Origin of the sequence: Ligilactobacillus sp. MP3 (assembly GCF_024436335.1) — a bacterium.
Taxonomy (GTDB): Bacteria; Bacillota; Bacilli; order Lactobacillales; family Lactobacillaceae; genus Ligilactobacillus; species Ligilactobacillus salivarius.
Window position 1 is genome coordinate 47,694 of the sequence record NZ_JANFQI010000010.1, and the last position, 24,647, is coordinate 72,340.

At 32.4% G+C, this 24,647-nt stretch carries 22 protein-coding genes; 16 read left to right on the forward strand and 6 right to left on the reverse strand.

Features of this window, described 5'->3' with window-relative positions:
* Nucleotides 1-101 precede the first annotated feature (101 nt).
* The 6 genes from murF to NOU10_RS07915 all read left to right on the forward strand — a co-directional run bounded on the left by murF (nt 102) and on the right by NOU10_RS07915 (nt 5,433).
* Nucleotides 102-1,472 (forward strand): UDP-N-acetylmuramoyl-tripeptide--D-alanyl-D-alanine ligase, encoded by a 1,371-nt coding sequence (gene murF / locus NOU10_RS07890; protein ID WP_098034169.1) that lies wholly within the window; start codon nt 102-104, stop codon nt 1,470-1,472.
* A gap of 135 nt (nt 1,473-1,607) precedes the next feature.
* On the forward strand, nt 1,608-3,086 hold the full coding sequence (locus NOU10_RS07895; protein WP_003710747.1) for a DEAD/DEAH box helicase: 1,479 nt from the start codon (nt 1,608-1,610) through the stop codon (nt 3,084-3,086).
* Between the two features lie 125 nt (nt 3,087-3,211).
* Nucleotides 3,212-3,619 (forward strand): holo-ACP synthase, encoded by a 408-nt coding sequence (acpS, locus tag NOU10_RS07900; protein ID WP_003705727.1) that lies wholly within the window; start codon nt 3,212-3,214, stop codon nt 3,617-3,619.
* 19 nt (nt 3,620-3,638) lie between these two features.
* The gene (gene alr, locus NOU10_RS07905) at nt 3,639-4,754 is read left to right on the forward strand and encodes an alanine racemase (RefSeq protein ID WP_255906516.1); all 1,116 of its coding nucleotides are present in this window, start codon (nt 3,639-3,641) and stop codon (nt 4,752-4,754) included.
* A gap of 46 nt (nt 4,755-4,800) precedes the next feature.
* On the forward strand, nt 4,801-5,049 hold the full coding sequence (locus NOU10_RS07910; RefSeq protein WP_003699582.1) for a hypothetical protein: 249 nt from the start codon (nt 4,801-4,803) through the stop codon (nt 5,047-5,049).
* Between the two features lie 15 nt (nt 5,050-5,064).
* Entirely contained in the window at nt 5,065-5,433 is a 369-nt protein-coding gene (locus NOU10_RS07915) for a type II toxin-antitoxin system PemK/MazF family toxin (protein WP_003699581.1), read from the forward strand.
* 41 nt (nt 5,434-5,474) lie between these two features.
* On the opposite strand, the gene NOU10_RS07920 is transcribed toward NOU10_RS07915, so the two are convergent.
* From NOU10_RS07920 to NOU10_RS07930, 3 genes are read right to left on the reverse strand one after another with little or no spacing between them, the layout of a single operon-like run.
* Nucleotides 5,475-6,311: a DUF72 domain-containing protein gene (locus NOU10_RS07920; RefSeq protein WP_255906517.1), complete on the reverse strand. Its 837-nt coding sequence runs from the start codon at nt 6,309-6,311 to the stop codon at nt 5,475-5,477.
* Nucleotides 6,312-6,328: 17 nt separating this feature from the next.
* Nucleotides 6,329-7,420, reverse strand: coding sequence for a phosphoesterase (locus NOU10_RS07925; RefSeq protein ID WP_255906518.1), 1,092 nt, complete (start codon nt 7,418-7,420; stop codon nt 6,329-6,331).
* Nucleotides 7,421-7,433: 13 nt separating this feature from the next.
* On the reverse strand, nt 7,434-7,844 hold the full coding sequence (locus tag NOU10_RS07930; protein ID WP_003705736.1) for a peptide deformylase: 411 nt from the start codon (nt 7,842-7,844) through the stop codon (nt 7,434-7,436).
* A 102-nt stretch (nt 7,845-7,946) separates the two neighbouring features.
* On the opposite strand from NOU10_RS07930, the gene NOU10_RS07935 reads away from it, so the two are divergent.
* Entirely contained in the window at nt 7,947-8,663 is a 717-nt protein-coding gene (locus NOU10_RS07935; RefSeq protein ID WP_255906519.1) for an SAM-dependent methyltransferase, read from the forward strand.
* A gap of 48 nt (nt 8,664-8,711) precedes the next feature.
* Here NOU10_RS07935 and NOU10_RS07940 read toward each other — a convergent pair whose 3' ends face one another.
* Nucleotides 8,712-9,638, reverse strand: a complete 927-nt coding sequence (locus NOU10_RS07940; RefSeq protein WP_255906520.1) for a diacylglycerol kinase family protein — start codon at nt 9,636-9,638, stop codon at nt 8,712-8,714.
* 160 nt (nt 9,639-9,798) lie between these two features.
* On the opposite strand from NOU10_RS07940, the gene NOU10_RS07945 reads away from it, so the two are divergent.
* Nucleotides 9,799-10,032, forward strand: coding sequence for a cytochrome b5 domain-containing protein (locus NOU10_RS07945; protein WP_003705741.1), 234 nt, complete (start codon nt 9,799-9,801; stop codon nt 10,030-10,032).
* 52 nt (nt 10,033-10,084) lie between these two features.
* On the opposite strand, the gene NOU10_RS07950 is transcribed toward NOU10_RS07945, so the two are convergent.
* Together NOU10_RS07950 and recX are read right to left on the reverse strand one after the other, a co-directional pair.
* Nucleotides 10,085-10,663, reverse strand: a complete 579-nt coding sequence (locus NOU10_RS07950; RefSeq protein ID WP_049165228.1) for a sigma-70 family RNA polymerase sigma factor — start codon at nt 10,661-10,663, stop codon at nt 10,085-10,087.
* A 68-nt stretch (nt 10,664-10,731) separates the two neighbouring features.
* Nucleotides 10,732-11,535: a recombination regulator RecX gene (gene recX / locus NOU10_RS07955; protein ID WP_255906522.1), complete on the reverse strand. Its 804-nt coding sequence runs from the start codon at nt 11,533-11,535 to the stop codon at nt 10,732-10,734.
* Between the two features lie 85 nt (nt 11,536-11,620).
* Here recX and rlmD point away from each other — a divergent pair, with 85 nt between their 5' ends.
* The 8 genes from rlmD to NOU10_RS07995 all read left to right on the forward strand — a co-directional run bounded on the left by rlmD (nt 11,621) and on the right by NOU10_RS07995 (nt 24,582).
* Nucleotides 11,621-13,000 (forward strand): 23S rRNA (uracil(1939)-C(5))-methyltransferase RlmD, encoded by a 1,380-nt coding sequence (gene rlmD / locus NOU10_RS07960; protein ID WP_255906523.1) that lies wholly within the window; start codon nt 11,621-11,623, stop codon nt 12,998-13,000.
* A gap of 127 nt (nt 13,001-13,127) precedes the next feature.
* Nucleotides 13,128-13,673 carry a DUF402 domain-containing protein gene (locus NOU10_RS07965; RefSeq protein ID WP_003710725.1) on the forward strand — a complete coding sequence of 182 codons (546 nt, stop codon included), beginning with the start codon at nt 13,128-13,130 and terminating at the stop codon, nt 13,671-13,673.
* 101 nt (nt 13,674-13,774) lie between these two features.
* Complete coding sequence (locus tag NOU10_RS07970) at nt 13,775-14,905, forward strand: AI-2E family transporter (RefSeq protein WP_003699547.1); 1,131 nt, start codon at nt 13,775-13,777, stop codon at nt 14,903-14,905.
* Nucleotides 14,906-14,989: 84 nt separating this feature from the next.
* Complete coding sequence (locus tag NOU10_RS07975) at nt 14,990-16,006, forward strand: NAD(P)H-dependent glycerol-3-phosphate dehydrogenase (RefSeq protein WP_003704207.1); 1,017 nt, start codon at nt 14,990-14,992, stop codon at nt 16,004-16,006.
* Between the two features lie 135 nt (nt 16,007-16,141).
* Nucleotides 16,142-17,584: an ATP-binding cassette domain-containing protein gene (locus NOU10_RS07980; RefSeq protein ID WP_255906524.1), complete on the forward strand. Its 1,443-nt coding sequence runs from the start codon at nt 16,142-16,144 to the stop codon at nt 17,582-17,584.
* An 88-nt stretch (nt 17,585-17,672) separates the two neighbouring features.
* Nucleotides 17,673-19,250 (forward strand): peptide chain release factor 3, encoded by a 1,578-nt coding sequence (locus tag NOU10_RS07985; protein WP_099460056.1) that lies wholly within the window; start codon nt 17,673-17,675, stop codon nt 19,248-19,250.
* 171 nt (nt 19,251-19,421) lie between these two features.
* Nucleotides 19,422-22,445 (forward strand): glycoside hydrolase family 2 TIM barrel-domain containing protein, encoded by a 3,024-nt coding sequence (locus NOU10_RS07990; RefSeq protein WP_255906525.1) that lies wholly within the window; start codon nt 19,422-19,424, stop codon nt 22,443-22,445.
* Between the two features lie 202 nt (nt 22,446-22,647).
* Entirely contained in the window at nt 22,648-24,582 is a 1,935-nt protein-coding gene (locus NOU10_RS07995) for a PTS sugar transporter subunit IIA (RefSeq protein WP_255906526.1), read from the forward strand.
* The last annotated feature ends 65 nt before the right edge of the window (nt 24,583-24,647 follow it).

The following is a 24,647-nucleotide window of genomic DNA, read 5'->3' on the forward strand; positions in this document are numbered from 1 at the left end:
CAATGATTTAGAACTCTAAATTGGTAGATTACTATAATTATAATGATTAAGAGGTTAAATATACCTGCAAATTGATAATATTGAAAGGGAGAGGTTTGAGCATGAAAATGCAATTAGCCGAAGTAGCACGAGCACTCAATATCGAAGCTAAAGAAGAATGGGAAGATATTTCAATTACAAGTGTTTGCTTCGATAGCCGTAAAATCGAGTCTGGTGCTTTGTTTATTCCTTTGGTGGCTGAAAATGATGGTCATAAGTATGTAGAAGCTGCAATCAATGGTGGGGCAGTTGCTACACTATGGCAAGAAGATCATTCTGAAAATATCCCAGATAGTATTGCAGTATTACCTGTTTCTGATACTTTAGTTGCTCTACAACAATTAGGTAAGCATTATTTAATGAAAATTAATCCTAAAGTAGTAGCTATTACAGGAAGTAACGGAAAAACTACAACAAAAGATATGACAGCAGCAGTGTTGGCTACACAGTTCAATGTTCATAAGACTTTTGCTAATTTCAATAATGAAATTGGAGTACCTATGACAATCTTAAGTATGGAACCTAATACAGAAGTTCTAGTAGTAGAAATGGGTATGGATCGTTATGGTCAATTGGATTTTTTGAGTAAATTAGCTGAACCTGATGTTGCAGTAATTACTATGATTGGTGAAGCACATATAGAATTCTTTGGAACAAGAGATCATATTGCTGACGCTAAGATGGAAATTACACATGGTTTAAAAGAAGATGGAGAATTGGTAATTAATGGTGACGAACCATTATTGACTACGAAAGCTAAAGAAGTTAGTCAAGAAGTACTAACCTTTGGTAGCCTTGATAATAATGATATGCGTGCAATGGATATTGTTAGTGATGCTACTAAGACAAGTTTTAAAGTAGCAACTTGGCCGGAAGTAGATTTCACGATCAATATGATTGGTGCATATAATGTTTTCAATGCTTTAGCAGCTTTAAGTGTGGGTAATATTTATCATATACCAGTAGATAAGATGCAAAAAGCTTTAGCATCATTTGATTTAACAGCCAATCGAACAGAATGGTTAGAAGCTAAAAATGGTGCAAAGATTTTGAGCGATGTATATAATTCAAATCCAACAGCAGTTAAAGAAGTTTTATACGCTTTTGAACAAGTTCCAACTGAAGGAAAGAGAATTATTGTTCTAGGTGACATGCTTGAATTAGGTGAGAAAGCTGCTGAAATGCACAGTGATTTAGCCCAAGCTATTAATCCTGATAGAATAGACAGTGTCTATCTATGTGGAGAACTTATGGGGTATTTAGCTGAAAAATTAAGAGAGAAATTTGATGCAACTCAAATTCATCACTATCAAAAAGATGATTTACTAACTTTAACTTCTGATTTAAAAAATGAATTAATGCCTGATGATATTGTTTTATTAAAAGCTAGTCACGGAATTCATTTGGAAAACGTTGTAAGTGAATTAATTTAAGCATTGAATGCCAATCTAGAGTAAATTTATGATGAGAAAGAAGCCTTAATAATGGCTGAACGTTAATAGAAGCCGAATGAATGGTTATGACGCACAAGACCATTTCGGTTTCTATTGTTTTTAGGAGGAAGAATTTTGAAATTTGGCGAATTAGGATTAGATAAAAGTTTGTTAAAGGCTGTAAAGAGAAGTGGTTTTGAAGAAGCTACTCCTATTCAAGCAGAAACAATACCACTTGTTTTAGCTGGTAATGATGTAATTGGACAAGCACAGACAGGTACCGGTAAAACTGCAGCCTTTGGTTTGCCAGTATTACAACAGTTAGATTTGGATTTGAGACAAATTCAAGCAGTAATAATCTCACCAACTCGTGAATTAGCAATTCAAACACAAGAAGAACTTTTTCATTTAGGAAAAGAAAAAAGAGCTAAGGTCCAAGTTGTGTATGGCGGAGCTGACATTAGACGTCAAATTAAGCAACTTGAACAACACACACCACATATTTTAGTAGGAACACCAGGACGATTACTTGATCATATTCAAAGAGGAACAATTAACTTGGCTCATGTTAAACATTTGATTTTAGATGAAGCTGATGAAATGCTAGACATGGGATTCTTGGATGATATTGAAAAGATTATCCAAGCAGTACCAGCTGAACGTCAAACTTTATTATTCTCAGCAACTATGCCTAAAGAAATCTTGAAGATTGGCGAAAAATTTATGGTTAATCCACAAATTGTAAAAATCAAAGCTAAAGAGTTAACAACAGATTTAGTTGATCAATATTTTGTGAAGACAAAAGAATTTGAAAAATTCGATATTATGACTAGATTGATTGATGTTCAAGCTCCTGAATTAACAATCGTTTTTGGTAGAACTAAGCGTCGTGTTGATGAACTTTCTCGAGGTTTAGAAGCACGTGGTTACAATGCAGCTGGCATTCATGGTGATTTGACTCAACAACGTCGTATGAACGTATTACGTAAGTTTAAAAATGGAGATTTGGATATCTTAGTAGCAACTGATGTCGCAGCCCGTGGTTTAGACATCTCAGGAGTTACTCATGTTTATAACTATGATATTCCACAAGATCCGGAAAGTTATGTTCACCGTATTGGTAGAACTGGTCGTGCAGGACACCATGGAACTTCCGTAACATTTGTTACACCTAACGAAATGGATTACCTACGTGTTATCGAGAAATTAACTAAGAAACGCATGGATCCATTGAAGCCACCAACTCAAGATGAAGCATTTATTGGACAAGTTTCAAGTGCTTTAGATGATATTAAAGATTTAATAGCTGATACAGATACAGAACGCTATGAAGCACAAGCACAAGCACTATTGGAACAATATGATGCAGTTGAAGTAGTAGCAGCCTTTTTGAATAATATGACTAAGAAGGATGCTTCTGACGTTCCTGTTAAGATTACACCAGAAAAACCACTACCTCGCCGTAAAAAAGGTCGTCGTAACGGAAATTATCGTCGCGGTAATGATAACTTTAAGCGTAGTAAGAGATTTAATAAGCACGATAGAAATAATCGTGATAATAAGCGCAGAAGTGGCAAAAAAAATAGATTTACTATTAGAACAAAGAAAGCTTAATTAAGTTTGAAAACTGATGTATACTAGTAAAAAGTATATGTCAGTTTTTATTTGTAGTAATTGATGAAACTTCCTAGATGATTTGGTAAAATGATTGTGATATTCTAAGGGAGTTAATAGTAATTATGATTTATGGAAATGGGATAGATATACAAGAAATAAGGAAAATTCAAAAAGCGCAAGAGAAGCGTGAGAGTTTTGCTAAACGTATACTAACTGTAAATGAGTTAGCTATATTTGAAAAATATAAAGGAAATCGAAAGTATGAATTTTTAGCTGGTCGTTTTTCTGCTAAAGAAGCATTTAGTAAGGCGTATGGTACTGGAATTGGAAAAAAGGTTGGCTTTCAAGATATTGAGATTTTAAATGATAGTCAGACTGGAAGACCAGAAATTGTAAAATTCCCTGGAGATAATAAATTGCAGGCCAAGATTTCGATTTCTCACTCTGGTGAATATGTAGTTACAGAAGTGATATTAGAAAAATTAACATGGCAGACTAAGATGAAAAAATTCTTAATTAAGCAAAAGTAAGAGAGAAGAAGTGTAAGGAATGGTAATTGGAAAACATCGTAATACGCGTGCTATAATTAGCCTAGAAGCAATTAAGCATAATGTAGCAACCCAAATTTCAAAATTAAAGGATGGTCAATCTTTATTTGCAGTAGTTAAAGCAAATGCTTATGGGCACGGAATGATTCCTGTAGCCAAAGCTGCTAAAGAAGCAGGAGCTAACGGCTTTTGTGTGGCTATTATTGATGAGGGAATAGCTTTACGAGAAAGTGGAATAAAAGATCCGATTTTGATCTTAGGTGTAAATCCAGCGAGTGAAGCAGTTTGTATGGCTAAACATGATTTGTCTGTGGCTGTAGGGACTTTAGAATTTTTGACTGAAGCTCAAAAGCTACTTCAAGAAGAAAAACAAAGCTTAAAGATCCACCTAGCATTAGACACAGGTATGGGAAGAATTGGCTTTAGAAATACTGAAGATTTGAAAGAAGCTGTTGATTTTATTGAAAAACATTCTGATCAATTAAAGTGTGAAGGAGTATTTACACATTTTTCAACTGCTGATAGTAAGGACCCAGCATATTTTGAAAAGCAATCTCAAAAGTTTGATAAGTTAGTGGGAGTATTGAAAAAGAAACCAAAATATATTCATCAAGCTAACTCAGCTACAGCTCTATGGCATCCAAATTTTGAAGGAAATCTAGTAAGAATGGGAATTTCAATGTATGGATTAAATCCTTCTGGCGATGTGATTGATGAAACTTGGAATTTAGAGCCAGCATTAAGTTTGGAAAGTGAATTAGTAGCAGTTAAAGAAGTAGAAGCTGGTTCATCCATTGGTTATGGTGCTACCTATACTAGTTCTCAATCAGAATGGATTGGAACTGTGCCAATTGGCTATGCTGATGGTTGGTTAAGAAGAATGCAAGGTTTTAAAGTTTTGATTGATGGTCAATATTGTGAAATTGTCGGTAGAGTTTGTATGGATCAATTTATGGTTAGACTACCTAAAAAGTATGATCTTGGTACAAAAGTAACTTTAATTGGAGAAAATAATGGTAAAGTTATTACAGCTCAAGATGTGGCTAACTATGCCGATACAATTCATTATGAAATTATGTGTAATATAACGGAGAGAGTTCCAAGAATTTACAAGTAGTAGGTAAAGGAATATCTTAATTATAATGTAAGGCGAGGTAATTTTTATGATTAAGAAAAGTGTAAAAGCTATTATTAAAGATAAGAATTTTGTAGAATATTGTAGTTTTTATTCTGTTGACAGCAATGAAGTTGTAAATGATGATAGTTTGATGAATCACATCCAAGAAAACCAGACTAGCTTGGAACAACTGATAGCTGGTTATATGGAAATGGGAGCTTTAAATCAAGAAATTTGTGGTGAATTTTGGAATTGTGAGTGTTCTTCAGATCATGCAGATGAGTTAAAAGAATAGAGTGGAGTCGATGATATGAGTGATTTTGAGGTGAAACGTGGGGATATCTTTTTTGCTGATTTATCACCTGTAGTTGGTTCGGAACAAGGGGGAGTTAGGCCAGTATTAATTATTCAAAATAATATTGGTAATAAATTTAGTCCTACAGTAATAATTGCTGCAATAACTTCAAAAATCTCAAAGCCAAAAATGCCTACACATATAGGATTAGTTGCTAAAGAGGTTGGTTTGGAAAAAGATTCAGTAGTATTACTAGAACAGTTACGAACGATTGATAAGCAAAGATTAAAAGATAAAGTAACACATATAGATGAAAAATTAATGCAGAGAGTCAATAACGCACTGAAAATCAGTGTGGGGTTGGCCTCTATACATAAAAAATGAGGATGATTAATCTTTTATGGTTAATCATCCTCTTATTTGTTTTAAAAGAAATTAAGTTGTTCAGGTGGTTTTGGTCCTAAATTATCAAAAGTAATATTTAGAAATTCTTGTAATTTTAAGGCATTAGGAGCAGCATCTTTACCAGAATTATTATTAAAGATTACACAAATTTCTTTAGTATCGCTCTGTAATTTTTGAATTACTTGTTTAAGTTCCAACAACTCATCATCAGAATAGCGATACAATGTACGTTTGGCACGCCAATTTTTTCCGGGATTTTCCCAACCTTCAATGTTACGCCCATGTAATCTGAAAAATGTTAGATCAGGATTAGTTATAACTGGGAGAAAAGGAACCGAAGAGTCTAGACGAGATGGTTCATCAGCAATAACTAAAGTAAAACCTAATTCTCGACAAAAATTAACTAATTTTTTAGTATCGTTATACCAACTTTTATGTCTAAATTCCAGAGAAATAGAAATATTTGGCAATTTCTGCCTTAAATAACGTAAATAATTAGTACTTTTCTTGTTTAAAGTAAAGTACGGCGGAAATTGAAATAGTACAGTTTTTAATTGATTTTTGTCTATTAAAGGTTGTAAACTTTCCAGAAAATTATGAAAAGTTAAATTAATGTGCTGAATATCACTTTGTTCATGTAAGGTTAGAACTTTGTTAGCTTTGATAACAAATTGAAAAGATTCAGGAACTTGAGCCTGCCAATTTTCAACAGTGGAAATTCTAGGAATGCCATAGAAAAATGTATCTAATTCTACTGTTGGAAAGTAAGCAGAATATTCGGAAAGTGTAACCGGACGATCTTCATTGTGAATCAAAGCAGGATGTTCATTCCAAGTTGTTAGACCTAATGTTATCAAATAATCACATTCTTTACTTAATTATTATTAAATAGACTAGCCAATTTAGCAGCCATTTCAGGATCAAGATTATCAGCGAAAGTACTGCTACTTTCTTCTTTTTCTTGCTTCTCTAGTTTTTTATTGATTTCAAATTGGTGTTTTAGAGCATCAATTACAGCTTGTTCTCCCGTTTCAACAGGATTGAATTCTAAAGTGCCACCAGCTGAATCTGAGTGGCCACCACCATTAAAATATTTTTCAGAGAAGGAAGCAACATCTAACTTACCGTTACTACGTAAGGAAATACTGCGATTGTCTATTACTAGTGCGGCATCGACTGGATGATTCTTTAATAAAGCATGAGCAATTTCAGACTTATAATCACTAGCATAAACAATTCCAAAACTGTGGCCATCAAGTTCAAAGGTAAGCACACTTTTGAGGTGTTTATCTAAATAACGTTGTCTTCTACCATTTAAGGTATTAATCAAAAGACTGTTGTTTTGACGGTATTGTTCCCAACTAGTCCCAAAGACTTCAGTGACAAACATTTCTGAACGACTTAATGGATAGAACCAGAATAATTGGTTTAATTCATCAGCAGCTAAACGTGTAGCACTGTCCATGTTAGGATCATTTTTCCAATCCCATGTATCATAAGCGCGGATAAGTTCTACTAAGTAATGTAAGTCATTTTGACGTTTACTAGGAATATTACTGAAATTAACATTTTGACTTACCCAATCCCAGACTAAACTTGTTGCACTAGGATTAATATCTGTATTAGTAGGTATAATACAGTTTTGACGATATTTTTGGCGAAGTTTTTCTTCACTCTCATGGTGATCAAAAATTAACCAATGATTTGGAAAATGTTGTTCAAGTTGTTGGAATGAGTAGTCACTATCAGGTGTTATGTCAGCGATGAAAACATCGGTATATTGGTGTAATGAAGGTTGACGAAACCAGTAAGATAACTCTCTATCTAAATTTCCAGCTGAACAAGTAGTTAGGTCAAAGGTAGCATTTTTAAATAAGTATGGTTGAAGTGTTTTAAGTAAAACTGGAGCACCAAAACCATCTAAATCATTATGAGAAAAAATTTTAATATGTTGTTTGTTTACCAAAGTAAGTCTCCCCCTAAATTAAGATACCATTACAGTGATCTATTTCGTGTTGGATAATCTGTGCATTAAAGCCTTCAAAAGTAGCATGAACTTTTTGAAAAGATTGGTTTAAGTAGCTAACTTCAATCTTATTAAAACGGGTGGTTTCACGCTCACCAGTTAAAGAAAGACAACCCTCAGAAGTAGAATATTTTTGAGATTTTTTAGTTATTACTGGATTAATCATAGCAACAATTAAAGGACCGAACTGACACGCAATAATACATTTATTTTTACCAATCATGTTAGCGGCCATGCCAACACAATGATCACGATGATAGGTTAAAGTATCAACTAAATCTTGAACGATTGCTATATCATTTTTTGAAGCAGGTGTACTTTTTTTAGAAAGAATTTTAACATCGTGATTTATATCTCTTATCATGAGTAAACCCCATTTCTAGCGTATTTCTATTTTATTATAGCAAAAGTTGGGTTATAGTGGTTAAAGAAAAATAGACGATATATTTCAAGAGGTTAGATCTATATGAAAGAAGAATATATTCAAAATTTAAAAAACTATTTGGTGGAATTCGATAAATTACCAATAGCTAAAAAGAAAATAACTACTTTACTTGAAGCGGATAACTGTTATAAGAAAGGTAATATTCCAACTAAATCGTTGCCTAATTTAGAATTTACGAAAACAGAGATTTTAGAACATTTAACAGAATTCCCAAATATTATGGAACTAGAGAGTCATTTACTAGATTTTAGAGAATATATAATTGAAGAATATGGAATCTGGCATATATATTCGCAAGAGTGGTTACAAGATTTAAAATCTTTTTTGGCGGATGAACAAACGTTAATGATTATGGCTGGAAATGCAGTGTTAGGGAAGTTTTTGAAAAATATTATTTGTACTGACAATTTAGATTGGCGTCATCAAGACAACGAACGTCCTAATCCTTGGACAGATGTAGAGCAGTTGGATGCCTTAGAAGCAGTAAAAAAGTATTTAAATAATGTGTCTAATATCATTATAGAATGGTGTCCAGATAGTACTGATACAGATATCAAAGTATTGCATTATCTACGTCAGAAAAAATGGAAGGGAAATTTGATAGTACTTGGAGAAAAACAGGGTGCTACAAACTCGAAAGCTTTTTGGAAAGAGGCTCATCTTGAAAGACCTGTTAACTTGAATCAACATCATAAGCCATTTGATTTTATTAAAGATCAAGTTTATTTAGCTAAATAATAAAATCCCTTATATTATGGAGAAAAAACTACCATGATATAAGGGATTTTAAGCTAGGAATGGAAAAGTAATTGTATCAAAAGAAACAGTATCTAAGTCGATAATACTTGCTTCACCGTCAATATGAATAGGCTGATGAGAGTTGATAGTTATTTTAAACTCTTTACCATATTGATGATGCCAATTTTTACTACTAGGATTTTTAAACGGTAATATTGTATGAAGAAAATTAATTAAAAATCCTAGTTTAGTACTTTTCTCTAAAATAATTGCATCGATACTTTGGTTAAAAACACTAGCTTCAGGAACTAATTTAACTCCACCGCCAAAGAAAGGGTGATTAGTTATCGTGCATAAAAAAGTTTTTTTATATTTCTGGACAGAGGTTCCATCATTTTTAAACAATGTAGGAAAAAATTTTTGAATAATAAGTGCTTTTAAGAAAAAGGATGCATATACTAAAGCTCCTAAATGGATTTTATTCAACAACATTTTTAATTTAGAATGATTAGCGGAATAAACAATTCTAGCATCAAAGCCAATGCCAACATTATTTAAAAAGTAGCGTTCTATATCGTTTATTTTAACTTTTCCAACACAAATATTTTTAATAGTGGCTTGATGGTGAATATATTCCCAAGCTTTGAGAGGATTGGAAGGAAGTGAAATTGCTCTAGCAAAATCATTTCCTGATCCACAAGCAATATAACTTATAGGATTTTTTAAATGACAATCAATTAAAATATTTAGAATTTCATTGATTGTTCCATCTCCACCAAGTACAACAATTATATGATTTTCATCAACAGTGTTTAAAATCATTTCTTGATTTGATTTTTGATCTGGAAAAGTGTATTTATGGATATAAGAAATATTTTGTTCTTGTAATGTATTCCTTATTTTTTTCCATGCAGCTAGTCCACGACCATTACCAGCAATGGGATTAATAATAAAGAAATATTTTTTTTCGACCATATTTTCCTCCAAACACACATATCGTTATTATATAGTAAAAAATTTAATCGGACTAGGAAAAATATAGTATATAAGAGAAAAATCTTAGACTTTTTTTAATACTAAAAATCATATCTATGATAATATAAACATAGAAATATAAAGGAAGGAAGCGTTTAACATGACAGAAAAAATTTTCACTTTAGACGAGTTAAAGAATTATGATGGTAAGGAAGGTCGCAAAGCATATATTGCAGTTGATGGTGTTGTTTATGATGTTACTAACGTTGCTGCTTGGCAAGGTGGAACTCATCATGGAAATAATGCTGGGAATGATGTTTCGGACAGAATCGTCAAAGCACCACATGGTAAGTCAACATTAGAAAAATTAGAAGTTGTAGGAAAATTAGGATAGTAAAAAAGCATCTACCTATTAATCTAGTTATGATTAATAAAGCAGATGCTTTTTACTTGAAAAAAATATCAAATACATTATTTTTATATTGATTTTTAAGCTTATAGTAGCGATAACGTAATTTGGAGTCTTGTAAGATATCCTCCTTTTGAACTTTACCAGAAATTATATCTCTAAATAAACGACAATTTTTTTCATCTAAAGAGTGAAGAAATGCTTGAATAGCTTCTTTCACCAGAATATTCTTATCAGGAGCGTGATTTTTATAATCAGAACCAATGACGACTTCTTTTAAGTTAGAAGACAATTGTTCGTAGGAGGTTGATTCCCTTTCGGATTTACGCTTATAGGCATGTTCTAGTCGGTAGAGGGAATTATATTTATTGCGAAGATTAATCTGAAAATAATATCCAAAAGTAATATTAGATGGCAACCTATACCGTAAGGCTGAAGAATAACAAACAATTTTAGCTTCTTGAATTAAATCGTCTCGTTCGTAAAAAGTAAAATGATAACTATTTATTAATTTAAAAACAAGGGGAGTATATTTTTGAAATAGTTTGTTAAAATTATCATCGCTGGGTTGTTCTTTGAAGTTCTCTAAAAGAATATTATCTAAATTTAAATTCACGCCACATCCTCCTTTAGAGAAGAATATAGCATATATCAAAATATAATGATGTATATTTTTTTACATAATTATATGTTAGTATCTTCTATTTCATCTAAAGCTGATGTAATATCGCTAAAAGAAAATCCTTGCTTAAAAAGAGCTTGTTGAATCTTAAATTTTCTCTTCTTAATATCTAAATTGTCATAACGTGACCAAAGTTTATTAGCTTTTTCCAATAAAATTTCACGTTCTGTATCATCATCAAAAATTAAATCTAACTCTTGAATGATTGTATCGATAATATCATATGAAAATCCCTTTGTTAGTAATGATTGTTTGATTTTATTTTGTTTATTACGATATGAATCATGACTATAGCGATTAGCTAGTTTTTCAGCTAAAGTGACACCTTTTTCTACTTGTAACTTGTCAGTGTAAAGAATTAAAGCATCTTCAGCTATATTATCATCAACTCCTTTTTTTAAGAGATTAAGTTTAATAACTTTAGGTCCCTTGTCAGAAGTATTCATCATAGTTCTAACATAACTTTCAGCGTAATTTTTATCATTAATTAAATCCAGATCAATAAGCTTGTTGATAATTTCAGGAATATAATCTTCATGAATATCAAGAGAGCGTAATTTATCTTCGACTTCTTTTCTAGTACGGAGTTGATAGGATAGATAATTTAAAGCAGCATTATAGCCCTTAGAAATGTCATCAGCTAATTTAATTTCTTCTATTAAATTTTCGTCAAGTTCTTGTCCTTTATGTAAACGATATTTAATTAGGACACTTTCACTAACTGGAAATGCATACTTATCATTAATATAAATATTGAAACGTCCAGCTTTCTTTTGAGTTTGAATCATCGTTATTTTTTTTACCACACAATCGACCTTCCTAAATCAACTAATATTTACTGTTAACATGGTATAATAAATCAGAGAAAAATTCGAGAGGTTAAGATTATTCATGCAAAAGGTAAAGAATGATATAAAAATAAAAGTTGGACAGAAGTTTCCTTTAACAATTAAAAGACTAGGAATAAATGGTGAAGGAATTGGATATTTTAAGCGTAAGATAACATTTGTGCCTCAAGCACTTCCTGGTGAAGTAATTTTGGCTGAAGTAACTAAAGTTCATCCTAAGTATTTAAATGCGAAAATAAAGAAAATTAGAAAAGCTAATCCTGATAGAGTGGAACCTGTTGATAATTATGATGTTGGTGGGATAGAGCTTGAACATTTAGCGTATAGTAAGCAGTTAGAATTTAAAACAGATGTTATTCGTCAATCTTTAGAAAAATTCAAACCAACTAATTATAAAAATATGGAATTACGGCCAACCTTAGGGATGGAAGTACCTTATGAGTATCGAAATAAAGCCCAATTTCAAGTAAGAAAAGTTAAGGGAAATAAGGTAATTGCCGGATTATACAAACCTAATAGCCATATCTTAGTAGATTTACCAACTTTTAAAACTCAAATGCCATTAACAATGGAAATAATGAGAAAGATAGTTAAGCTATTAGAAAAATGGAATATTTCAATTTATGATGAAAGAAGAAATTCTGGAATCTTAAAAACGGTTGTAATCAGACAAACGCTAAAGACAGAACAAGTTCAAGTAGTATTTGTAACGGCAAGAAATAATTGTGCTAACTTAAATCAGGTTGTAAACGAAATCATGTCAGCATATCCACAAATCGTATCAGTCATGCAAAATATTAATCCAAGCCGTTCTTCCTTGGTTTGGGGTGAAGAAACCTTTAAGTTAGCTGGAACGGATAGATTACTAGAACAATTAGGAGACATAAAATTTGAACTATCTGCACGATCATTTTTTCAATTAAATCCTAGTCAAACTGAAATATTATATACAGAAGTGAAAAAGGCATTGGATTTAAAAGAAGATGAAACACTAGTAGATGCATACTGTGGGGTAGGAACAATTGGTTTATTTGTTTCACCAGACGCCAAAGAAGTAAGAGGAATGGATATTATTCCTGAAGCAATAGAAGATGCTAAGAAAAATGCAGAATTATCAGGTAGAAAGAATATTCATTACGAAGTAGGGAAGGCAGAAGATCTTTTTGCCAAATGGACTAAAAATAATTTTGTGCCAGATGCTTTGGTAGTTGATCCTCCAAGAACTGGACTGGATGATAAGATGATAGAGACTATTTTAAAGTATCGTCCCAATAAATTTGTATATGTTTCATGTAATCCGTCAACTTTAGCTAGAGATTTAGTGAAGTTGGTCAAAATATATAATGTTGAGTACATTCAATCAGTAGATATGTTTCCACAAACAGCAAGAGTAGAAGCTGTTGTTAAATTGAGTAAAAAGTAATTAAATAATATACATTTTTTGTAAATTAATTAGCTCTTTTTGTGTATTTAGAGAAATATCTGGTATAATATCAATGAATATCGGTGTAATTTACATTCGTGTTTATGAAGAAGCGGAGGATTTTCTTATGATGAATATATCTGGTCCGCGAGAGGGCGATTTCATAACTATTAAAAGTTATAAGCATGACGGTAGTTTACATCGAACGTGGCGAGATACAATGGTACTTAAAACCAGTGAGAATGCGTTAATTGGTTGCAATGACCATACTTTAGTAACAGAATCTGACGGAAGAAGATGGATTACAAGAGAACCAGCTTTAGTTTATTTTCATAAACATTATTGGTTTAATATTGTGACAATGATTCGTGAGAACGGAGTATCATATTATTGTAATTTAGCCTCACCTGCTGTATTAGATAAAGAGGCTTTGAAGTATATTGACTATGATTTAGATGTCAAAGTCTTTCCTAATGGTGAAAAACGTTTGCTAGATGTCGATGAATATGAGGATCATGGAAATAAGTGGCATTATTCGGCAGACATTGATAAGATTTTGAAACATAACGTTAGGGTTTTAGTTGATTGGATAAATAATGGTAAAGGTCCATTTTCAAAAGAATATGTTGAAATTTGGTATAACCGTTATTTAGAATTGTCGCGTCAACAGTGAATTACCGCTGTAATGTAATATATTCTAAGGAGTAAAAAGAGGTTGCGATGTTATATCACAGCCTCTCTCTTATTTAGCAATAGTTTTTTGAGGAGGTTTCTATGCCTAATAAAAAGAATTTGATGTTTTGGTCGTTAGAAATTTTGATTGTTGCAACATTAATTTGGGTTTGTATGAAGATAAATTTTGTTTTTCAACCAGTAGCAGCATTCTTTTCAACCTTATTTATCCCGGTAATCATATCAGGATTTTTGTATTACATGCTACTACCATTAGTGAAGTTACTAATGAAGGTTAAGATTGGGAAATTTAAAATTAATCGAACTGGAGCAGTCGCCATTGTTTTTATAGCAGTGTTTGCGATTATTGCGATGTCAATTGCTTTCCTCTTACCCAAAATTATTGTGCAGGTAGAAAATTTAATTACAAAATCTCCAACCTATGTTTCTCAGTTGGAGAAGAATTTCCAACATTTTTTGAAATATGATAGTCGAAGTAGTTGGTTGAAAGATATTGATTTGCAATCTTACTTAAACCGTTTTGAAGGATCCGGTAGTGAGATGATAGCTAAATTTATGAAGTCATTAACTAACAGTTTAGGAAGTATTATCTCCGCAATAACTAATATCACAGTTACAGTTTTAACTGTTCCATTTATGTTATTTTATATGTTAAAAGATGGTTATAAATTAATGCCTAGTATTTTAAAGTTTGTACCGCGTAAACGTACTGCTCAAGTTGAAGCAATGTTACAAGATATGAGCAATACTTTATCAAAGTATATTAGTGGACAAGCAATTGAATGTATTTTTGTTGGTATTTGTACAGCTATTGGTTATGGACTTGCCGGTGTACCTTATGCCTTATTGACAGGAATATTTGCTGGGGCAACTAATATTATTCCATATATCGGTCCTTATATTGGATTAGTTCCAGCTTTGATCCTATCCTTAACTGATTCTTTTAACACTGCAGTAATGGCAATAATAGTCTGCATTATCGTACAGCAAATTGATGGTAATCTGATATATCCAAATGTTATCGGAAAATCAGTCGATATCCATCCTCTAACAATTATCTTATTGTTGTTGGTAGCTGGAAAAATTGCTGGGTTACTAGGTATTATCTTATGTATACCATTTTATGCAATCATCAAGGTAATTGTTAAACATGTAAGGGAAGTTATTATTTTAGAGAATGAATCCTCAGATGAAGTAAAAATTGAAAAATAATTAAAATATTAAGATTTATCTGAAACTATTAATGATTAGTGATAACATATAAGAGTAGAACTCTAAAAAGTAAGGATGAGCGAGATGACAGAAAAAATTGCAGTTCTTGGTGCTGGATCTTGGGGAAGTATCTTGGCTGGTGTTTTAGATGAAAATAAAAACGAAGTATGGTTGTGGACTAATAAAGAATCACAAGCCAAAGAATTAAATGAAAACCATACTAATGAACATTACATACCAGGACACAAGTATTCAGAAACAATTAAGGCTACAACAAATCTTAAAGAGGCAGTTGATGGAGCTTCAGCAGTTTTATTCGTAGTACCTACTAAAGTAATAAGACTAGTTGCTCAACAATTAGTTGAAGTTTTAAAAGAACTAGGACAAAAGCCATTAATTATTCATGCAAGTAAGGGGCTTGAATTAGGTTCTCACAAACGAATTTCTGAAGTAATAGAAGAAGAAATTCCAAGTGAATATCGTAAAGATGTAGTAGTCTTATCTGGACCAAGTCATGCTGAAGAAGTAGCACGTAAAGATATTACTTTAATTACGGCAGCTTGTGAAAACTTAGATTCAGCTAAGAAGGTACAATCTTTATTTATGAATGATTATTTAAGAATTTATACAAATAAAGATGTAATAGGTGTTGAAACAGGTGCAGCATTTAAGAACGTTATTGCAATTGGTGCAGGTGCTTTGCATGGTTTAGGTTATGGTGATGATGCTAAAGCAGCTTTAATGACACGTGGTTTGGCTGAAATTAGTAGATTAGGTGTTGCTTTTGGTGCTGATCCACTAACATTTATTGGTTTGTCTGGTGTAGGTGATCTAATCGTTACATGTACTAGTGTTCATTCAAGAAACTGGCGTGCAGGTAATCAACTAGGTAAGGGTAAGGCCCTTGATGAAGTTATTCAAGATATGGGCATGGTTATTGAAGGTATCAATACTTGTAAAGCAGCCTATGAATTAGCTCAACAAAAAAATATTGAAATGCCAATTACTGAAGCTATCTATAATGTTCTTTATAATGGTAAAGATATTAAAGATGAAATTAGTTTATTGATGCAACGCGAAGGAAAAGAAGAAATTAAATAATTATTTTTTGAGGTAGTCTGATTGAGGCTACCTTTTTTATATAAGTTAACGATAAAAAACTAGAGTATTTTAATAATCAAAAATTACAGGTATAATGATAATAGTTATTATTAAAATAAAAGGTGAGTAGTGGACATGGAAAAGATAAGTATAAAGTATTTAACTAAAAAAAGTCCGCTTTTAAGCGATAAGAATAAAAAATCAGAAAATAATTTTTGGTCTTTACGAGGGATCACTTTTAGCGTAACTGAAGGCGAAGCGATAGGTTTGATTGGGAGGAATGGCTCTGGAAAAGCCTTGTTACTAAAAATATTAGCAGGGCTAGAAGAACCTACTACAGGATTTATATCAACAAAATCCCATATATATTTAGCATCAATGACAAATTCTATTAATTTTCAGTTAACAGGACTTGAAAATATAAAAAAACAAGTAGACCAAGCATACGATGATGAAATTGAAGCTGATCATGTAGTTAAGGCGATTATTGATTTTACTGAAATCGGGCAATGGGTATATCGACCAGTATCAGAATACTCAACAGGAATGTTGTCTAGACTAGCATTATCGATAGCTTTATTTAACAAACCTGAAGTAGTTTTGTTGGATGAAGTATTTGCATCGTTAGAAAGAGCATTCTTTGAAAAAGTTATTCGAAAAATTCAAGATTTAAAAGATCATGGAGTATCTTTTATTATTACAGCTACGACTGGTTTAGTATTAGAAACTCTATGTGAACGTTCGATGTGGTTAGACTTTGGTGAAGTAAAAGAATTAGGTCCTACTCAAATTGTAATGAGTAAATTCCAGTATCAAAATGATTGGTATAATGGTCTAACATTACCTGAAAAAAATAAATACTTAAAAGAAAAGCAAATAGAACAAGAAAATTTTGATATTACTAAAGTGTATAATGAGTTCAAAGTTGAACAATTTGAGCATGGATATACTAGACGCGATGAACCTAGAATGAAAAAAGCATTTTATCACAATCATCGCCAAGACCCAGTAATATCTGAAGCAGAGAAAGAAGTAAAAAATAACAATCTGAATAAGAATGTTAAAGGACATAAAAAGAAAAAAGGTAATAAGGGATTAGTTAGAGTTGTAGGTGTTGTACTAGTTCTAATCTTATTATTAGGTGCAGGTAAGGTGCTGCATTCACATCATGAAACAAAGAACAGACAAGTGGAATCTAGTAAAAAAGTTGAAGCTAAGAAACGCTATAGCAAATCAGTATCTATCTCTAAAGCTGAGGAAGCAAGTAAGCAAAGTAAGATTGAGAGTTCAAAGAAAGAGCAAAGTTTAGCAGAAAGTAAACGCGCAAGTGAAGCAGCAGCCTCAAGTGCTGCCGCTGCAAGTGAAAGTGCTAGAAAAGCTAGTGAGAGTGCTGCCAGTGAAAGTAAAGCTTCTATGTTATCAAACTCACAGGAAGTGACAGTTAATGATGGTGATACTTTAGCAACGTTAGCTAGCCAATATGGAACGACAGCACAAGCTATTCAAGATTTGAATGATATGGGGACAAGTAACTCATTAACGGCTGGGCAAACTATTAGAGTTCCAAATAGTAATTAGAAATATAAGGGGTAGGTGTTGAAACCTGCTCTTTTCTTATGTAGTATAGAAAATGGTATTTGAAAAGAATTAATTAGAGAGGTTTAAAATGGATAAAAAACAATTAGAAGAATCAGTTAATAATCGTCGTACATTTGCGATTATTTCTCACCCGGATGCTGGTAAGACTACGATAACTGAACAATTATTACTTTTTGGTGGAGTTGTAAGAAAAGCAGGAACTGTTAAAGCTAAAAAAAGTGGAAATTTTGCTAAGTCTGACTGGATGGAAATTGAAAAGAAACGTGGAATTTCTGTAACAAGTTCGGTAATGCAATTTGACTATGCTGGGAAAAGAGTCAACATTCTTGATACACCTGGGCACGAAGATTTTTCCGAAGATACATATCGTACTTTGATGGCGGTTGACTCAGCTGTCATGGTTATTGACTCAGCTAAGGGTATTGAACCACAAACAAAGAAATTATTCCAAGTTTGTCGTATGAGAGGTATTCCAATTTTTACTTTTATTAATAAATTGGACCGCGATGGTAGAGAACCATTAGATTTAACAGCAGAATTGGAAGATGTTTTGGGAATTGAATCTTATGCTATGAACTGGCCAATTGGTATGGGTAAAGGTTTGAAGGGGTTATATGACATTTATAATCATCGTATTGAATTGTACCGTTCTGAAGATGAAGGTCAAGCCTTTTTAGAATTAGACGATAATGGTGAAATAAAAGGAGATAACCCATTAAAAGATGAAAGTATCTACAAACAAGTTTTAGAAGAAATAGAACTTATTGAAGGTGCAGGTAGTGAATTTGATGAAGAAAAAATCGCTAAAGGTGAATTGACACCAGTATTTTTCGGATCTGCACTGACAAACTTTGGTGTTAAGACATTCTTAGATGCATACTTAAAATACGCTCCAAAGCCTGCAGCACATAAAACAGAAGATGGTTCAGAAGTAGAGCCAGATAGAAAAGATTTCTCTGGATTTATCTTCAAGATTCAAGCCAACATGAATCCAAATCATCGTGACCGTATTGCTTTTGTTAGAATCTGTTCCGGTGAATTTGATAGAGGAATGGATGTGTTCCTAGAAAGAACAGGTAAGAAACTAAGATTATCTAATTCAACTCAATTTATGGCTGATACACGTGAAACATTGGAAACCGCTGTTGCTGGGGATATTATTGGTTTATATGATACTGGTAACTTCCAAATTGGAGATTCAATTTATACAGGTAAAAAAGCTGTTAAATTCGAAAAATTGCCACAATTTACACCAGAATTATTTATGCGTGTGACTGCCAAGAATGTTATGAAACAAAAATCTTTCCATAAGGGAATTCAACAATTAGTACAAGAAGGTGCAGTTCAGCTTTATCAAAGTTACAGTACTGGAGATTATATTTTAGGTGCTGTAGGACAACTTCAATTTGAAGTGTTCCAATTTAGAATGGCAAATGAATATAACTCTGAAGTTGTTATGACTCCAATGGGACATAAGATTGCACGTTGGATTGATCCAGAACAATTAGATGAAAAGATGTCTAGTTCACGAAATCTTCTAGTTAAGGATAGATCTGGTATGCCATTATTCTTATTCGAAAATGAATTCGCTGAAAGATGGTTTATGGATAAATATCCAGATGTTAAATTAACAGCTAAATTATAATAATAATTAAGTCATTAGAAAAAATTTCTAATGGCTTTTTATTTTATAAAGATACTTTCTAAGTAAAATTTTTATTAAATTTACTAATATTTTAGTAAAAAGTAATTGGTTATATAAAATTTATAAGTTATAATCAATAATGTAAGCATTTTCTTAGAAAGGTTGATATTAATGGAAAATACAAAAGCGAAATTAAGTTGGCTAGAGAAACCCGATGTTTTTGCAATAAATCGTTTGGAGGCTTATTCAAGTCATAAATTTTATGCTAGTCACGAAGAATATCAAAATAAGGAAACAAGTTTAAAACAAAGTTTAAATGGATTATGGAAGTTTTCTTATGCACAAAATCCAGATTTAAGAGTAAAAAAATTCTATAAAGAAGATTTTAACGATAGTGGGTTTGATACGATAAAGGTTCCTGGTCACATTCAAACTCAGGGATATGATCATTTGCAGTATATCAATACACAATATCCATGGGATGGATTAGATGAATTACGACCACCATATATTTCAAGGAAATACAATCCGGTTGGAAGTTATGTTAAAACATTTACAGTAGATAAATCTTTAAAAAATAAGCGCATCTTTATTTCATTTCAGGGTGTCGAAACGGCGATGTATCTTTGGCTAAATGGAAAATTTATTGGTTATAGTGAAGATTCATTTACACCTCATGATTTTGAACTGACAGACTTCATTAGGGAAGATTCAGAAAATAGGTTAGCAGTTGAGGTATATAAACGTTCATCAGCAAGTTGGATAGAAGATCAAGATATGTTCAGATTTTCTGGAATTTTCCGTGATGTATTCCTTTATGCAATTCCAGAAGTTCATGTGCGTGATATATTTGCAAAAACTACTTTAGATGATAGCTATAAGGATGGAATTTTGCTATTAGATACTAAGTTAGAAGGAAATCTAGAAAATACAGAAATTAATGTAGAGTTATATGATGAAGATCAAGTAGTTTGGTCTCGAAAAGAAAAAGCACGTGAGAAAACATTTATGGACATAAAACTGGAAAATATAAAAAAATGGAGTGCTGAAACGCCTTATCTCTACGATTTGAAGATTACATTGGTAAAGAATAGAGAAGTAATTGAAGTAGCAACTCAAAAAATAGGTTTCCGTAGATTTGAAATGAAAGATGGAATCATGCTAATCAATGGGAAGCGAATTATTTTTAAAGGGGTTAACCGTCATGAATTTGACTATCTCTATGGCAGAGCAATTTCTGAGGATGTAATGCTACATGATATTAAGTTTTTCAAACAAAATAATATTAATGCTGTAAGAACTTCACATTATCCTAATCAAACACGATGGTATGAACTATGTGATGAATACGGTATTTATGTTATTGACGAAACTAACTTAGAAAGTCATGGTTCATGGCAAAAATTAGGTGAATGTGAACCATCTTGGAATGTGCCTGGAAGCAAAGAAGAATGGTTAGATAATGTCTTAGATAGGGCAAATTCAATGTTTCAGCGTGATAAGAATCATGCATCTGTAATTATATGGTCATGTGGTAATGAATCCTATGCTGGTGATGATATCGTAAAAATGCATGATTTCTTCCATAAAGTAGATGATTCACGTTTAGTACATTATGAAGGTGTAACTTGGAATCGTGATTTTGAGGAAGCAACTGACATGGAAAGTAGAATGTACGCTAAACCTCAAGAAATCGAAGAGTATTTGCAAGGAAATCCTTCAAAACCATATATATCTTGTGAATATATGCATTCAATGGGAAATTCCACAGGTGGTATGAAGTTATATACAGATTTAGAAGATAAATATCCACAATATCAAGGTGGTTTCATATGGGACTATGTTGATCAAGCAATGTTAAAAACTGATGACTTTGGCGAAAAAGTTTTAGGTTATGGTGGAGATTTTGATGAGAGGGCAACTGATTATGAATTTTCTGGAGACGGTATTGTTTTTGCAGATCGTACACCGTCACCTAAAGCTGCTGAAGTTAAGCAATTATACGCTAATGTCAAAGTGAAAGTTACTGAAGAAGGAGTAATTATAAAGAATGACAATCTCTTCATTGACACAGGTGCGTATATTTTTGAAGCTATTGTAAAGCGTGATGGTCAAAAAATATGGCAGAAAGATTATTCATTTAACGTTTTACCACAGACAAAACAAGAAGAAGTTATTGATTGGCCAAACATTGAAAAAATCCCAGGAGAATATATTTTTGAAGTAAATGTTTGTTTAAAAGAGAGTGTTGCTTGGGCAAATGAAAGACATGAATTATCATTCGGACAGTTAGTAACTAAAGTATCGACTAAGGATAATGAAATAGTATCTGGAAAATTAAATGTTGTGCATGGTGATGTTAATATTGGTATAAATGGTGATGGGTTTAGTGTGCTACTTTCTAGAGCTGAAGGTGGAATAGTATCTTTGGCTTATAATGGTAAAGAGTATATTACACGTACACCTAAAACAACATTTTGGAGAGCGATGACTGATAATGATCGTGGTGTTAAGCATGGTTTCGATCGTGGGGTATGGTTGCAAGCAGGTTTATATCAAAAATTAGTTGATGTTAATGTAAAGGAAGAATTAAGTGAGATAACTGTTTCATTTAAATGGAAATTGCCATTAGCTAAAGAAGTATATAACGTAATAAGTTATACAGTTACACCAGATGGAAAAGTAAAAGTAACTGCTAAATATTTTGGAGTTGACGGACTACCATCGTTACCTGCATATGGTTATGAGTTAAAATTAAAACGTAAATACAATCAGTATAAATTCTACGGCTTAGGTCCAGATGAAAACTATATCGATCGAGATAATGGGGTAAAACTAGGCATATATGAAGGTGATGCTGATACTAATTTAGCTCCATATTTAGTACCACAAGAAACAGGGAATCATCGTGGCACTAGATGGTTGGAAGTAACTGATGTATATGGAGAAGGGTTAAGATTTGTGGCAAACGGTGATACTTTTGAAAGTTCAGTACTTCCATATAGCGAATATGAAATAGAACAAGCAATGCATCAAGAAGAATTGAGTAATCCTCATTATACTTGGGTAAGATTATTAGCTGCTCAAATGGGTGTAGGTGGAGATGATTCTTGGGGTGCACCTGTACAAAAACAATTTTGGATTCCATCAAATAAAGATTTGACAGTATCATTTACAATTGAACCAACAATTTAACAAAATAGAGTCTCGTATTTCTTATGAAGTATGAGACTTTTTTGATACAAAAGAACAGGTGGTAAATATATATGATGTCATTAAAATAACTTTAGTAAAAATTAATAAAAAATATCCTGAAAAATTTACTAAATATTATTGACTTAATCATTGAAATCGTTTACCATAAAGTTGTAAAAAATAGTAAAGGGGATTTCGTTATATGGAAATAAGAAATTCACAAAGTAAAAGTGAGAAGATTACTTCTCGTATTGCATATACCTTTGGTGCCTTTGGTAACGATGTGTTTTATGCAGCGATGTCTACATATTTAATTAATTTTATTACATCTCATTTGTTTGATACAGGGGATAAAACGTTAAATAACCATTTAGTTAGTGCTGTTACATTGATTATCATGGTTTTACGTATTGTTGAATTATTAATTGATCCATTTATTGGTAACGCTATCGATCGTACCAAGACACGCTGGGGACACTTTCGTCCTTGGGTAGTAATTGGTGGTACTGTTTCATCAATTGCTTTATTGGCATTATTCTCAAATATGGGTGGTTTAACTAAAACACATCCATGGTTATATTTAGTAATTTTTGCATTTCTTTATATTGCAATGGATATATTCTATTCATTTAAAGACGTCGGTTTCTGGTCTATGTTGCCAGCGCTATCATTTGATTCAAGAGAACGTGAAAAGACAGCTACATTTGCTCGTATCGGTTCTTCAATCGGTGGTTCCTTAGTTGGTGTTGTTGTTATGCCTCTTGTATTATTCTTTTCCCTTCAAAGTAATGGAGGAACAGGTGATGACAGAGGTTGGTTCTGGTTTGGCTTTATTGTAGCTGCAGTTGCTTTTGTAACAGCATTAGCAGTTGGTATTGGAACACGTGAAGTTGACAATAAATTACGTGAAAATAAAGAAGATACAGCTGGTGTAAGTGCAGTCTTCAAGATGTTAGTAAAGAATGACCAATTAATGTGGGTAGCTTTAGCATACTTACTATATGGTGTAGGAATTAACTTAGTAAATGCTCTAGAACTTTACTACTTCCAATACATTATGGGAGATCCAAAAGGTTTCAGTTTACTACAATTTATAAACATGTTTGTAGGTATTTTTGCTGTAAGTGCCTTTCCTAAATTAGCAGATAAATTAAATCGTAAGCCATTATTTATTTGGTGTTTAGTAACTATGTTAATTGGAATCGGTTTATTCACTGTCGCTGGCAAGAGTTTATTACTTGTATTGATTGCCGCTGAATTATTCTACATTCCTCAACCAATTGTTTTCTTAGTTGTTTTAATGATTATTACTGACTCTGTTGAATATGGTCAATGGAAGTTAGGACATCGTGATGAATCACTTGCTTTATCAGTTCGTCCTTTAGTTGATAAGTTCGGTGGAGCTGTTTCTAACGGTGTTGTAGGACAAATTGCTGTTTTAGCAGGAATGACTACTGGTGCAACTGCTGCTTCTATCACTATGCATCAACAAATGGTCTTCAAATTTATGATGTTTGGTGTTCCAGCAATCTTCATTTTAATTGGGATGTTTGTTTTCTGGAAGAAGATTACTTTAACTGAAGAACGACATGCAGAAATCGTTGCAGAACTTGAAAAGACTTGGGGTGATCAATTTGATCAATCTAATGCAGAAAACGATAAGTTAATTAAGTCTGACAAATTAACTGCAATGGTTCCAGTAGCAGGTAAAGTTATTGCTATGAAAGATGTACCTGATGAAGTATTTTCAACGGGTAAGATGGGACAAGGTATTGCAATTAAACCTACAGATGGTAAAGTATATGCCCCATTTGATGCTGAAGTTAAGACAGTCTTTGCAACTCGTCACGCTATTGGTTTGGTTTCTGATAACGGAATTCCAGTTCTAATTCACGTAGGTATTGGTACTGTTTCTATGAAGGGTACAGGTTTTGTAACATATGTCAGAGAAGGACAACATGTCAAGAAAGGTCAACAAATTCTTGAATTCTGGGATCCAGCAATTAAGAAAGCTGGTTTAGATGATACAGTATTAATGACCTTTACACATTCAGATTTATTTAAGGAATTTGATGTAAAAGTACCAGTTGGTTCAGAAGTTGTTAATACAAATACAGCTATTGAAATAAAGAAATAGAGATTAATAAAAAAGTATGAGCTCGATTGAACTCATACTTTTTTTGTGAAGATAAATAATTAATT

Coding starts and splice junctions, on each gene's coding strand:
- murF (WP_098034169.1), top strand. CDS start 102: ATGAAAATGCAATTAGCCGAAGTAGCACGAGCACTCAATATCGAAGCT.
- acpS (WP_003705727.1), top strand. CDS start 3,212: ATGATTTATGGAAATGGGATAGATATACAAGAAATAAGGAAAATTCAA.
- alr (WP_255906516.1), top strand. CDS start 3,639: ATGGTAATTGGAAAACATCGTAATACGCGTGCTATAATTAGCCTAGAA.
- NOU10_RS07910 (WP_003699582.1), top strand. CDS start 4,801: ATGATTAAGAAAAGTGTAAAAGCTATTATTAAAGATAAGAATTTTGTA.
- NOU10_RS07915 (WP_003699581.1), top strand. CDS start 5,065: ATGAGTGATTTTGAGGTGAAACGTGGGGATATCTTTTTTGCTGATTTA.
- NOU10_RS07930 (WP_003705736.1), bottom strand. CDS start 7,844: ATGATAAGAGATATAAATCACGATGTTAAAATTCTTTCTAAAAAAAGT.
- NOU10_RS07935 (WP_255906519.1), top strand. CDS start 7,947: ATGAAAGAAGAATATATTCAAAATTTAAAAAACTATTTGGTGGAATTC.
- NOU10_RS07940 (WP_255906520.1), bottom strand. CDS start 9,638: ATGGTCGAAAAAAAATATTTCTTTATTATTAATCCCATTGCTGGTAAT.
- NOU10_RS07945 (WP_003705741.1), top strand. CDS start 9,799: ATGACAGAAAAAATTTTCACTTTAGACGAGTTAAAGAATTATGATGGT.
- rlmD (WP_255906523.1), top strand. CDS start 11,621: ATGCAAAAGGTAAAGAATGATATAAAAATAAAAGTTGGACAGAAGTTT.
- NOU10_RS07965 (WP_003710725.1), top strand. CDS start 13,128: ATGATGAATATATCTGGTCCGCGAGAGGGCGATTTCATAACTATTAAA.
- NOU10_RS07970 (WP_003699547.1), top strand. CDS start 13,775: ATGCCTAATAAAAAGAATTTGATGTTTTGGTCGTTAGAAATTTTGATT.
- NOU10_RS07975 (WP_003704207.1), top strand. CDS start 14,990: ATGACAGAAAAAATTGCAGTTCTTGGTGCTGGATCTTGGGGAAGTATC.
- NOU10_RS07980 (WP_255906524.1), top strand. CDS start 16,142: ATGGAAAAGATAAGTATAAAGTATTTAACTAAAAAAAGTCCGCTTTTA.
- NOU10_RS07985 (WP_099460056.1), top strand. CDS start 17,673: ATGGATAAAAAACAATTAGAAGAATCAGTTAATAATCGTCGTACATTT.
- NOU10_RS07990 (WP_255906525.1), top strand. CDS start 19,422: ATGGAAAATACAAAAGCGAAATTAAGTTGGCTAGAGAAACCCGATGTT.
- NOU10_RS07995 (WP_255906526.1), top strand. CDS start 22,648: ATGGAAATAAGAAATTCACAAAGTAAAAGTGAGAAGATTACTTCTCGT.